General features: G+C 70.9%; 10 protein-coding genes. 8 read left to right on the top strand and 2 right to left on the bottom strand.

Annotated features, from left to right (window positions below):
- The first annotated feature begins 99 nt into the window (after positions 1-99).
- From AB0B96_RS01675 to thiI, 5 genes are all read left to right on the top strand, one after another.
- Positions 100-1,089 carry a beta-propeller fold lactonase family protein gene (locus tag AB0B96_RS01675; protein WP_362895607.1) on the top strand — a complete coding sequence of 330 codons (990 nt, stop codon included), beginning with the start codon at positions 100-102 and terminating at the stop codon, positions 1,087-1,089.
- Between the two features lie 338 nt (positions 1,090-1,427).
- Entirely contained in the window at positions 1,428-2,453 is a 1,026-nt protein-coding gene (locus AB0B96_RS01670; RefSeq protein WP_350948005.1) for a 6-phosphofructokinase, read from the top strand.
- A 308-nt stretch (positions 2,454-2,761) separates the two neighbouring features.
- A complete protein-coding gene (locus AB0B96_RS01665; protein WP_362895605.1) occupies positions 2,762-3,871 on the top strand; it encodes a DUF5931 domain-containing protein in 1,110 nt (369 codons plus the stop codon).
- A 180-nt stretch (positions 3,872-4,051) separates the two neighbouring features.
- Positions 4,052-4,681 carry a response regulator transcription factor gene (locus tag AB0B96_RS01660; protein WP_362895840.1) on the top strand — a complete coding sequence of 210 codons (630 nt, stop codon included), beginning with the start codon at positions 4,052-4,054 and terminating at the stop codon, positions 4,679-4,681.
- Positions 4,682-4,895: 214 nt separating this feature from the next.
- The gene (gene thiI, locus AB0B96_RS01655; RefSeq protein ID WP_350948007.1) at positions 4,896-6,098 is read left to right on the top strand and encodes a tRNA uracil 4-sulfurtransferase ThiI; all 1,203 of its coding nucleotides are present in this window, start codon (positions 4,896-4,898) and stop codon (positions 6,096-6,098) included.
- Positions 6,099-6,229: 131 nt separating this feature from the next.
- Here thiI and aroF read toward each other — a convergent pair whose 3' ends face one another.
- The gene (aroF, locus tag AB0B96_RS01650; protein ID WP_350948008.1) at positions 6,230-7,267 is read right to left on the bottom strand and encodes a 3-deoxy-7-phosphoheptulonate synthase; all 1,038 of its coding nucleotides are present in this window, start codon (positions 7,265-7,267) and stop codon (positions 6,230-6,232) included.
- Between the two features lie 350 nt (positions 7,268-7,617).
- Here aroF and AB0B96_RS01645 point away from each other — a divergent pair, with 350 nt between their 5' ends.
- The 3 genes from AB0B96_RS01645 to AB0B96_RS01635 are packed head-to-tail and all read left to right on the top strand — an operon-like array spanning position 7,618 to position 10,391.
- Complete coding sequence (locus AB0B96_RS01645) at positions 7,618-8,259, top strand: molybdopterin-dependent oxidoreductase (RefSeq protein WP_362895602.1); 642 nt, start codon at positions 7,618-7,620, stop codon at positions 8,257-8,259.
- A 48-nt stretch (positions 8,260-8,307) separates the two neighbouring features.
- Positions 8,308-9,552, top strand: a complete 1,245-nt coding sequence (locus AB0B96_RS01640; RefSeq protein WP_362895600.1) for a histidine kinase — start codon at positions 8,308-8,310, stop codon at positions 9,550-9,552.
- Between the two features lie 50 nt (positions 9,553-9,602).
- Entirely contained in the window at positions 9,603-10,391 is a 789-nt protein-coding gene (locus tag AB0B96_RS01635) for a LytTR family DNA-binding domain-containing protein (protein ID WP_350948010.1), read from the top strand.
- A 1,271-nt stretch (positions 10,392-11,662) separates the two neighbouring features.
- Here the strand turns inward: AB0B96_RS01635 and AB0B96_RS01630 are convergent.
- Positions 11,663-12,502 (bottom strand): deoxyribonuclease IV, encoded by an 840-nt coding sequence (locus AB0B96_RS01630; protein ID WP_362895598.1) that lies wholly within the window; start codon positions 12,500-12,502, stop codon positions 11,663-11,665.
- Positions 12,503-12,552 lie beyond the last annotated feature (50 nt).

Below are 12,552 nucleotides of genomic sequence, written 5' to 3'. Positions count from 1 at the left end.
GATGTGAGATCGGCCGTTTACTGCGCTAACTTCGCATTTTGGCCGAGAACAGATGATGATTCTGGGGGCGGCGCGTGCCGTGCCCATGACGGGAGCATGATGGCTGAGGTCGCGTACATCGGTGGGTACACCCCCGACACCGACGGGTCCGGGCCGGGGATCACCCTGGTCGAGCTGGGGAGCCTCGCGCGGCTCGGGGAGACGACGGCTTCCGGCCCCTCCTTCCTCGCCGTCCACCCCGCCCTCCCGATCCTGTACGCGGTGGGAGAGAGCGAGCGCGGCACCGTCGGCGTCTTCGCCCGAGCCGAGGACGGCACGCTGAGCCCGCTCGCGCAGCGGCCCAGCGAGGGATCGGCCCCCTGCCACCTCGCGGTGGACCCCACGGGCACGCGTCTGGCGGTGACCAATTACGGCGACGGCACGGTCAGCGTGCACGGTATCGACGGATCCGGCCTCCTGACCGACGTGTGGATCTTCCCCTACCGTGAGGGCGCCCACGCCCACCAGGCGGTCTTCGGTCCCGACGGGGTGCTGCACGTGAGCGACCTGGGCTCCGACGAGATCCGCCGCTACCTGGTCGGGGACGAGGTGGTCCCGCACCCCGCGGGGCCGGTGCGGCTCGCGTCCGGCATGGGGCCCCGGCACATGGCCTGGTCGGACGGCCACTGGTACGTGGCGGGCGAGCTGGACGGCACCGTGCGCGTCTACGAGGCCTCCGACGGCGCCGGTCCCGCCGACGCCTCCGGTCCCTCGGGCGGGCAGTGGCGCGAGATCACGGTCGTCGCGGCCAGTGGGAGCGAGGGGCGCAACCAGCCCTCGCACCTGGAGGTCTCCGGCGGCCTCGTCTACGTCGCCAACCGTGGGCCCGACACGATCTCGGTCTTCTCCGGCCCCGAACTGGAGCGGGTGGCCGAGGTTCCCTGCGGTGGTGTCTGGCCGCGGCACTTCGCCATCGCCGACGGTCACATGTACGTGGCCAACCAGCGCTCGAACGGTGTCGCCGTGCTCCCGCTCAAGTCCGGCCTCCCGCAGCCCGCGGAAGAGGTCTTCGCCGTCGGCACCCCCTCCTGCGTACTGCCCCTGTCATAGGGTCGTGTCATAGGACGCCGTGTCGCTGTCACGGGGCCGCTCCCGCAGGGCCCCGCCGCCCTCGTCGTGAAGGTGCTCACCGGAGGCTTTCCCGAGGCGTCCGGTGAGCCTCCGACGTGCGCGCCGGGCAGGACGCGGGAGGAGACGGGCGCCGCCGCGCGGCCCGGACGCTCCACCGTCGATCGTGAGAAACGACATGTGAGGCCTACTACACTTGGTCTAGACCACTGGGGCATCTGCGGGCAGAATGCGTTGCGTCGGTGGCGAAAATCCGTTGCCGGACGACCAAGCCACCTAGTCTGGCCATCTTGAACCGACACTCATTACCGGAGGATGCCATGCGTATCGGAGTGCTCACCGGCGGCGGCGACTGCCCCGGCCTGAACGCCGTTATCCGCGCCGTCGTGCGCAAGGGAGTGGGTGTTCACGGGCATGAGTTCGTCGGGTTCCGCGACGGCTGGCGGGGTCCCCTCGAGGGCGAGACCATGCCGCTCGACATCAATGCCGTGCGTGGAATCCTGCCCCGTGGCGGAACGATCCTGGGCTCGTCGCGGACGAACCCGATCAAGATCGAAAACGGTGTTGAGAGGATCAAGGAGAACCTCGCGAAGAGCGGGGTCGACGCGCTGATCGCGATCGGCGGCGAGGACACCCTCGGCGTGGCCAAGCAGCTCTTCGACAAGGGCGTGAAGGTCGTCGGCGTGCCCAAGACGATCGACAACGACCTCAACGCGACCGACTACACCTTCGGCTTCGACACGGCCGTCAACATCGCCGTCGAGGCGATCGACCGGCTGCACACCACGGCCGAGTCCCACCACCGCGCGCTGATCTGCGAGGTCATGGGCCGCCACGCGGGCTGGATCGCCCTGCACGCCGGAATGGCGGGCGGCGCCAACGTCATCCTCATCCCGGAGAAGCCCTTCGACATCGACAAGGTGTGCGCCTACGTCGAGTCCCGCTTCGAGACGAAGTACGCGCCGATCATCGTCGTGGCCGAGGGTGCGCACCCGGTCGAGGGCCAGATGGCGCTGCAGGCGGGCGAGCTCGACGCCTTCGGGCACGTGCGGCTCGGCGGCATCGGCGAGACCCTCGCCAAGGAGATCGAGAAGCGCACCGGCAAGGAGGCCCGCACCACCGTGCTCGGCCACATCCAGCGCGGTGGCACCCCCACGGCCTTCGACCGGGTGCTGGCCACCCGGTTCGGCCTGCAGGCGATCGACGCGGTGCAGGAGGGCGACTTCGGGAAGATGGTCGCCCTTCAGGGCACCGAGATCGTCCGGGTCGGTCTCGACGAGGCCACCAAGGAGCTGAAGACCGTGCCGACCGGCCGTTACGAGGAGGCCGAGGTCTTCTTCGGCTGAGCCACGCTTTCCGAGGCGTCCCCCTTGAGGGGACGCCTGCAAGCGTTCTGCAAGCGGCCTCTCCTAACCTCCCGGCAGGGCGGCCGCCCGCGATTCCCCTCCGTGTACGGCTTGCGCCTTGACCAGGCAGAAGCGGGGGCGCAAGCCGTACACCATCGCCCTCCTCGCTCCGGGACCCACCGGGCGCGAACCGCTCGGGGACGAACGGGAGCCGAAGAGGGACGGATCTCTCGTCGGCGAATCATCGCGGCTCGTCGCCTTTCTGATGAGCGGCTCGTCGCCTATCCGATGAAAGGTGCGGGCGACGGGTGACGGGAATCGAGGATCCGTTCTGGCGTGCGATCGCGGTCTTCCGCGTCGCGTCCCTCGCGTACGCGGCGGTCCTGCTCATCCGCGCCGGAGGGTACGCCCACCCGGCGACCGGCTGGGTGGTGATCGGCGTCATGGCGCTGTGGACCATGGCGACGATCTTCGCCTACTCCGTCGAGGAGTTCCGCGGCCGGCCTCTGCTCGCCGCCGACATGCTCGTGACCATGGGTTGCCTGCTCGCCACCCCGGCCGTACAGGGCGTCTACCAGCAGGGCAGCCTGCCGATCACCGGCACCTGGATGGGCGGGGCGGTGCTCGCCTGGGGAGTGTACGGCGGGCGGCGGCTGGGGGCGGTGGCCGCGCTGATCGTCTCGCTCGCCGACCTGTGGCTGCGCGGCATTCCCGGTGGCGACTTCGAGACGCTGCCGATCAACGGCACCGTCCTGCTCTTCCTCGCCGGTGTGGTCGTCGGGCACGTCGCCCGGCTGGCCAAGAAGGCCGAGGAACGCATGCAGCAGGCGATCGAGCTGGAGGCGGCCGGCCGGGAGCGGGAACGGCTCGCGAGGGGAATCCACGACTCGGTGCTCCAGGTGCTCGCGCTGGTCCAGCGGCGCGGGCAGGAGATCGGTGGTGAGGCGGCCGAGCTGGGCAGGCTCGCGGGCGAGCAGGAGGCCGCCCTGCGCGAGCTGGTCAGGCTCAGGCCGGAGCCGCCCGCCCTCGGCACCGCGGACCTGTGCGCACTGCTGCACCGGTACGGCTCGGCCACGGTCACCGTCTCCGCCCCGGCGACCCCGCTCACCCTGCCCGCGGCCACCGCGACGGAGCTGGCCGCCGCGGTCGGGGCCGCCCTGGACAACGTCGCCCGCCACTGCGGGGCGCGGGCGCCCGCCTGGGTCTTCGCCGAGGGCGAGGACGGGCTGGTCACCGTGACGGTGCGGGACGAGGGGCCGGGCATCGCCCCCGGACGCCTGGAGGAGGCCGCCGCCGACGGGCGCCTCGGTGTCGCGCAGTCCATCAGGGGCCGTATCGCCGACCTCGGCGGCACGGTCACCGTGATCTCGGGTCCCGGCCGGGGCACCGAGATCGAGATGTCGGTCCCGGTCGGTTAGGTCGGTGAGAGAGCCGGTCGAGTGACCGCACAAAGTGTCGATCAACACCGGACGCGGCCGGGCCGACCTGTCGCGACCTGCGGTTCACCCGAAGGCCGAACACCGCGTGGGCTGTACTCGACCGCCGCTCCAGGCGTGTCGCCCGGGACGGAACAGTCCTAAGGTGGGCCAATGCGCGTGATGGTGGTGGACGACCACCCGATGTGGAGGGACGGGGTGGCCAGGGATCTGGCCGAGGCCGGGTACGAGGTCGTGGCCACGGTCGGGGAGGGGCGCCAAGCCGTCCGGGTGGCCGCGGCGGTCCGGCCGGAGCTGGTCGTGCTCGATCTGCAGCTGCCCGACCTGCCGGGGGTCGAGGTGGCGAGGAGCCTGGCCGCGTCGAAGCCGCCGCCCCGCGTGCTGGTCCTGTCGGCCAGCGGCGAGCAGGAGGACGTGCTGGAGGCCATCAAGGCGGGCGCGTCCGGATATCTCCTGAAATCCGCGAGCAAGGAGGAGTTCCTCGACGCGGTCAGGCGCACCGCCGAGGGCGACGCGGTGTTCACTCCAGGGCTGGCGGGACTCGTCCTGGGAGAGTACCGCAGGCTGGCGGCCAGACCCGCGCCCGAGGCGACGCCCCGCCTGACCGAGCGGGAGACCGAGGTGCTCCGCCTGGTGGCCAAGGGCCTGTCGTACAAGCAGATCGCCGAGCGTCTCGTGCTCTCCCACCGGACGGTGCAGAACCATGTCCAGAACACGCTGAACAAGCTCCAGCTCCACAATCGGGTGCAACTGGTCCGCTACGCGATCGAACAGGGCCTCGACGGGTCGTAGGGACGACCCGGGTGTGGCGGAGGCGCCCCGGACGGCGATCACGTGGACGGGTCTCGGCGGGGTGCGGGCGACGATCCGGGCGACGGCGCAATCGGATTGACGGCGCGACTAAAGTGGCAAGGTCGAGACGTTGTCTTTACGCGAGAGACTTGACGGTGACTCCCCGACGTCCCCGACTCCCCGTTCCCCTCGAAGCTCCACCGGAGGTCGCACCATGACCATGTCCGCCTTGGGCGAGCCCTGCGTTCTGCTCAAACTGGGCGAGGTCGTCCTCAAGGGCAACAACCGCGAGCTCTTCGAACGCAGGTTGCAGGCCAACATCAAGGCCGCCCTGAAGGACGTCGGCGTCAAGGTCGACGTACGGCAGCGCCACGGTGTCATCGCGCTCTTCCTGCCGGACGGCAGCGAGGTCGAGGTCGCCGACGCGGTCGCCGAGCGCGTCTCGTACGTCCCCGGCCTGGTCTGGGTGCACCGCGCCTGGCGGGTGGAGAAGGACCCCTCGGCGATCACCAAGGCGGCCATCGAGTTGCTGGCCGACCGCGACGACGTGAGGCGCGGCGTCTCCTTCGCGGTCCGCTCCCGTCGCCGCGACAAGCGCTTCCCGCTCACCTCGATGCAGCTGGACCGCTCGGTCGGCGGCGAGCTCAACGACATCTACGGCCTGCCGGTCGACCTGAAGCGCCCGGAGTTGGTCGTCTCCATCGAGGTCGACCGCGACGAGGCGTTCGTCTTCACCGGCGGGCAGCCCGGCCAGGGCGGGCTGCCGGTCGGCACCAGCGGCAGGGGCCTGGTGCTGATGTCGGGCGGCATCGACTCCCCGGTGGCCGCCTACCGGATGATGCGCCGGGGCCTGCGGGTCGACTTCCTGCACTTCTCCGGCATCCCCTTCACCACCTCCGAGTCCATCTACAAGGCGTACGCGCTGGTCAGAGCGCTCGACAAGTTCCAGGGCGGGTCCCGGCTGTGGGTCGTCCCCTTCGGCAAGGCCCAGCAGTCGATCAAGGCTTCGGGACAGGACCGCCTGGCGATCATCACCCAGCGGCGCCTGATGCTGAAGACCGGCGAGGAGGTCGCCCGTCGCCTGCGCGCCGGCGCCCTGGTCACCGGTGACTCCCTGGGACAGGTCTCCTCGCAGACGCTGCAGAACATCACCGCCCAGGACGACGCCGTCGACATGCCGATCCTGCGCCCCCTCATCGGCCTCGACAAGACCGAGATCATGGCCGAGGCGCGCCGCATCGGCACCCTGGCGATCTCCGAGCTGCCCGACGAGGACTGCTGCACGCTTCTCGCCCCCCGCCGGGCCGAGACCGCCGCGAAGGTCGCCGACCTGAAGAAGATCGAGCGCCGCCTGGACGCCGAGGAGCTTGCCGTCCAGCTCGCCGGGTCCCTGCAGGAGTACAGGCTCGACGCCTGAACCACCCCCCTCGGGCGACGGGCGTCGCCCGAGGGGGGTGGCTACCGGGGCCACCGAGGGGCCACGAGGGCCACAGGGGCGCTACTGAGGGGCTACCGAGCCGACCGGTGAGACCGAACCGGCGGCTCCCGTCAGGCGGGGGCGAGAAGGTCGCCGGCGGCGACCTTGCCCAGCAGCGGCGGGAGGTGCTCCATCACCTGGGCGAGCTCCTCCAGGTCTGCGTCGACCAGCGCCTGAGGGCCGTCGCAGAGGGCCTGGGCGGGGTTCGGGTGCACATCGATGATCACACCGTCGGCGCCGACGGCGATGGCCGCGCGGGTGAGGGGCAGGACCAGGTCGCGGTGCCCGCCCGAGTGGGACGGGTCGACGATCACCGGCAGGTGCGACAGCCGCTGGGCGAGCGGCACCGCCGAGACGTCCAGGGTGTTACGGGTGGCGGTCTCGAAGGTGCGGATGCCGCGCTCGCACAGCACGATGTCGAGGTTGCCGCGCTGGGCGACGTACTCGGCGGCCATCAGCCACTCCTCGATGGTGGCGCTCATCCCGCGCTTGAGCATCACCGGCTTGCCGGCGGCGCCGACGGCCTGCAGCAGCGCGAAGTTCTGCGCGTTGCGGGTGCCGACCTGGAGCATGTCGGCGTAGGAGGCGACCAGTTCGACGTCGGCGGCGTCGACGACCTCGGTGACGACGGGAAGCCCGGTCTCCTCGCGCACGTCGGCGAGGATGCGCAGGCCCGCCTCACCGAGCCCCTGGAAGGCGTACGGGGAGGTGCGGGGCTTGTAGGCGCCGCCGCGCAGCAGGGTGGCACCGGCGGCCTTCGCCATCAGGGCGGCCTTCAGGGTCTGCTCCGGGGTCTCCACCGCGCACGGCCCGGCGATCAGGGTGACCGTGTCCGGGCCGATCGGCACGCCGCCGACGCGGACGGTGGACCGTTCGGGATGGTTGTCGCGGCTCACCAGCTTGTACGGCGCGCTCACCCGCATCACGTCGGCCACCCCGGGCATCCCGCGCAGGTCGAGGGTGGCGAACTGGGCGATGTCGCCGACCAGGCCGATGATCGTGCGGCTCACCCCCCGGCTGACGAACGCCTCCCCTCCCACCGAGCTGATGATCTTCACGATCGACTCGACGTCCTCCCGCGTGGCGTCCGGACCCATGACGATGACCATTTCTCTCCCTCTCGATCACTCCGTCGGCGCCCGCCGATCCCGGCCGGCTCCGATGTTTCCTGCAGTGGTTGTGACGTTCTCGACGAAGGCCGGAAAAGCAGAAGGCCCCGGGTCCGAAAACCGGACCCGGGGCCTTCTGTTCGCCAGGCTGTCAGCGCAGCATCTGGAGGCGAACGGTCCGACCTGAGGGTCCGTCGCCATACCAAAACCAGAACGCGGTGCGCATAGCGGGAAATGATAGCGCACGCGGAGAGCACACCCTTCCCGCGACCCCGGGGCCAGGCAGAAGAGCGCTATGCGACAGCCACCGAGAGGCCGGGAAATCCGCGATGGCAGGATTACCCCGTGCCATGGGGGAAACGGCGAGGGGAGTGATGGTGGAGCAGTCCGAACCTTCGGAGGAGTCTCGCCTGCCCCCGGGCCAGTACGTCCCACGGGGCAGGCCGGTGATCCACTACGGCCGGGTGCCCACGTTCCGCCCGGCGACCTGGCAGCTGCACGTCATGGGGGCGACCGCCTCCGGCGAGCAGCACCGCTTCAGCTGGCCGCAGTTCTCGGAACTGCCACGCACCACGATCGTGGCCGACTTCCACTGCGTCACCAAGTTCTCGATCATGGGCAACGAGTGGAACGGGGTGTCCACGGCGACGCTGATGGAGATCGCCCCGCCCGCGCCCGACGTGAGGCACGTGATGATCTGGGGTGAGTACGGCTACAGCGCCAACATCCGCATCGGCGACTTCACCCGCCCCCAGACGATGTTCGCGCTGGAGTTCGACGAGAAACCCATCTCCCCGGAGCGCGGCTTCCCGGTGCGGATGATCGTCCCGCACCTGTACGCCTGGAAGAGCGTCAAGTGGGTCCGCGCCGTGGAATACCTGCTGGAGGACAGACGCGGCTTCTGGGAGGAGCGCGGCTACCACAACATCGCCGACCCCTGGCGTGAGCAGCGCTACTCCTATCAGGAGGAAGCGGGCGAAGGTCCACCGTGATCGGTGTTCGCCCCTGATCAGAGGGGTCGGTTGACTACCGTTTCCCGCATGTCGACCACCGGCTGGACGCTGCTCTGCGCCTTCAGCGCCATCCTCGGATTCCTCCTCCCCCGCCCGCGCCGGGAGCATCCGGACCGTTCGGGCACCCCGATGGACGAGGCCACCTTCCTCGCACTGCACATCGCGGCGATGGCGGCACCCTCGCTGCGGGCCGGGCTCACCCGCGAGTCCGCCGGCAAGGCGGCCCGCCACCTGCGCGCCCTGCTGGGCACCGGCGCCGTCGCGGTCGCCGACACCGGCGGCCTGCTCGCCTGGGACGGCGCGGCGGGCTGCCATCGCGACCACCTGCCCGAGCACGCCCGCGGCCTCCTGGCCCCGGCCGGCCCTCGGGCGGTGGCAGGACAGGATCTGAGCTGCGGCACGCCAGGCTGCGTCATCCGGAGCGGCGTCGTCGTACCGCTCACCGTCGACGGGCGGGTGGTCGGCGCACTCGCCGCGTACGACACCGTGATGGGCGCGGCACTGGCGCGTACCGTCACCGAGGTCGCCCGCTGGGTCTCCGGGCAGCTGGAGCTGGCCGAGGTCGCCTCCTCGCGGCGGCGGACGATGGAGGCCGAGATGCGGGTGCTGCGCGCCCAGATGTCCCCGCACTTCGTCTACAACGCGCTGACCACCATCGCCTCGTTCGTCCGTACCGACCCCGACCGAGCGCGGGAACTGCTGGTGGAGTTCGCCGACTTCAACCGGTACGCGCTGCGCCGGGCCCGTGATTTCGCCACCCTCGCCGAGGAACTGCACTGCGTGGATCGCTACCTGCTGCTGGAACGTGCCAGGTTCGGCGACCGGCTGCATGTCACCCTCAAGGTCGCGCCGGAGGTGCTGTCGCTCTCCGTCCCGTTCCTCTGCCTGCAACCCCTGGTGGAGAACGCCGTCAAGCACGGGGTGGCCGCCGCGGGACAGCGCGGCGAGGTCCGGGTGGTCGTCAGCGACGCCGGCCCCGAGGCCCACATCAGCGTGCAGGACGACGGCCTGGGCATGCCACCCGAGCGGACCCGGCTGCTCCTCGACGGCGGCTTCCCGCGCGAAGGCTCACATGAGGGCTCACCGGGAGGCCCGCCCGAGGACGGGGAGGGGGGGATCGGGCTGGCCGGAGTCGACGTGCGGTTCCGTCAGATGTACGGAGAGGACTACGGCCTGGTCGTGGAGAGTGCCCCGAACGCGGGCACCACGGTGAGACTCCGCGTTCCCAAGCTCCCACCGCCGATAGCTATTTGTAGTCAAACTATTACCTGAAGTCGCCGCGGGGCTTGCGGTGGATGCGATTGGAAGGGCAGCGTAGGGCCATGTTGCGAGTCCTGGCCGTTGACGACGAGGTCCCCGCTCTTGAGGAGATCGCCCATCTCCTCCGCCAGGACCCCCGGATCGAGCACGTCTCCACAGCCCTGGGCGGTGTCACCGCGCTCCAGGACATGGTCCAGATGATCGGTACGGGTGAGCGGCTGGACGGGGTCTTCCTCGACATCCGGATGCCCGGCCTCGACGGCCTCGACCTGGGCAGGCTCATCGCGGGCTTCCCCAACCCGCCCCGGCTGGTCTTCGTCACCGCCCACGAGGATTGCGCGGTGCAGGCCTTCGAGCTGGAGGCGGTGGATTACCTGCTCAAACCGGTCAGGGCCGACCGGCTGGCCGAGGCGGTGCGGCGTCTGGAGTCCATGGTTCCCGCGGCGCCCGCCCTCGTGCCCGAGGACGTCATCCCGGTCGAGCTCGCCGGACGGACGAGGTTCGTGCCCCAGCAGGCGGTCTGGTTCGCCGAGGCGCAGGGGGACTACGTCCGGCTGCACACCGACGAGGGCAGCTACCTGGTCCGCATGCCGCTCGCCGCGCTGGAGCGGCGGTGGGCGGGATCGGGGTTCATCAGGGTGCACCGCAGCACGCTCGTCTCGGTGCGGCACGTGAGCGAGCTGCGCTTCGACGGCGGCCGGGTGATGCTCAGGGTCGGCACCGAGACGCTCCCGGTCAGCCGCCGCCACACCCGCCAGGTCCGCGAGCGGCTCGTCCGCCAGTTCCGCGACCGCCCGGCCGTCCCCGGCGTGACCCGGACCAGGCCCCTGCCCTCCGCCGCCCTGCGCTAGCCACCCGCATCTCCCTCGCGGATCGAGGAGCCCCGTCCAACGGGTCCGGTCGCTTCCTCCTCGCGGGAATTCCGTCGCATCGGCCCGGCTCCGATGGGAGTTCCGTCGCACCCGCTTCGTCGGCTTCGTCGGCGCGAACCCGGCGCTGACGGTCAGGGCTCACCTCTCGAAGACGCGGGGTCGGGGCGGGTCCCGCCCGTTCTCTGTCTTTCGTGGCTTTCGCGGGCGTTCTACCGGACGCCGTGCGGGGTTTCCCCGGCGGCTCCTTGCCTCTCTCGCGGCCGTAGACCGCTGTGGGGACCGGGTCGTCGCGGCCTCCTGTGGCGATTCACGCCCGCGTGGACCCCGGGGCGCCCCCTTCGACCGGTGGACCTTCGTCCGTGTCCCCGATCGCGGCCCCCGACGGCCTGCTCCCGGTGACCCGCGTCCGTCCCGGCGGTTGGTCCTGGGCGACGCGTGCCCGTCCAGGCGATCGGTCCGGGGTAACCCGCACCCGCCTCGGCGGTGAGCCGGGGAGGCCCGCACCCGACTCGACAGTGGGCCGGGAGGCCTGCGCCTGGCGTAAGCCCCCCGCCTGGGACGCCCGCCGGTCGTCGCCGGACTCCCGGTCGCGGAGTCCGGCGGGCGTTTCGCGCGCCCTGCCGACCGGTGTTCACGCAGGCCCCACGAGCCCCCGATCGACCGTTCGTCGCCCGTCGGCGGCCGCTCGTCGCGTCGGCACTCTCCGCACATCGACAACTACGAACCGTTAATCGCGCTGGAGGGAAAGCGCCGCTCGCTCGTCTGGACGCGCCTCTAGTGTTCCCTCATCGGAGAACGGGACCCGCCGCGTCAGGGGGGGACAGAGAGCCGCGAGGCTCGGGTAAGACCTGACGTGCGGACATCGGGTGACCGTCGAGAGCCGGCGACATCCGGTCACTCGGCCGCCGGGTCCTCGGCCAGAAGGGGAGGGGCCGCCGATCTCCGATATGACGGGACGCCCGCGCCAGCCGACGGGCCGGACCGTGATCCGGCCACACGGGGGCGGTCGGATCACGAGGACGGGCGTCCCGTCCGACCCCACGAGCCCGATGACGCGGGCTCTGCCGGACGGCGAACGCCCGGACGAACACCCGAAGGAAAACCGGGGCGAACGTTCGGGTGAACGGACGCCGGGACGACTCGTCGGGTGAACGCCGAGGTGAGCGGGCGGGACGGCTGTTCGGGTGGAGGCCGGACCGGGCACGCGGGGTGAGGCCGGAGCGGACACCCGGGGGCGGCCGGTCGTCGCGTCAGGTGTCGCGGAGCTTCTTGAGCAGGTCGATGTCCTCGCGGTGCTTCTCCGCGCCGCCCGGCGTCTCGATGCAGAACGGGACGCCCGCCACCACGGGGTGGCGCATCATCTCGGCGAAGGACGCGGCGCCGATGTGGCCGGCGCCGATGTTCTCGTGCCGGTCCCTCCTGGAGGCGCACGGGTCCTTGGAGTCGTTGGCGTGGACCAGTTTGAGCCGCCCGGGGGCGATCGCGTGCAGGGCGTCCAGGGTCTCGTTGAGGCCCTCGGAGGTCGACAGGTCGTGCCCGGCGGAGAAGACGTGGCAGGTGTCGAAACAGATCCCCGCCTTCGGATGCCAGCCGAGGGCCTCCAGGTAGGGCTCCAGGTCCTGGACGGTCGCGCAGAGGACCCCGCCCTGCCCGGCCATCGACTCCAGCAGCAGATCGGGCCCGTCCTCGGGGATCTCCTCCAGGAGCGGCAGGAGATGCTCGTGCAACTGCCGCAGGGCGTCCTCACGGGACTGGCTCACCGCCGACCCCGTGTGGATCACCACTCCCTTCGCGCCGATCGCGTGGGCACGCAGCAGGTTGTGCCGCACGGCGGCCACCGACTTCTCCAGCGTCTCGGGACTGGGAGACCCCATGTTGACCAGGTAGGAGGCGTGCACGAAGGAGAGCACGCCCGATTCGCGCAGCTTGGCGTCCTGGACGGGGTCGCCTGCGGCGAGCGCCCAGCCGCGGGGGTTGCTGACGAACACCTGGATCATCTCGGCGCCGATGTCCGCGGCGTAGCGCAGCCCGCCCTTGGCGAGGCCGCCGGTGACGGAGACGTGCCCGCCGATAGGGGAGAGTGAAGTCATAGTGTCACCATTTTAGGCGTCGTCCAGGGGGCAGGCCCGCTTCCGGCGAT

Source organism: Streptosporangium sp. NPDC049046, assembly GCF_040649155.1.
In the GTDB taxonomy this organism is placed as follows: Bacteria; Actinomycetota; Actinomycetes; order Streptosporangiales; family Streptosporangiaceae; genus Streptosporangium.
The sequence above is the reverse complement of the archived record's forward strand: the minus strand, read 5'-3'. Positions and strand labels throughout refer to the sequence as shown.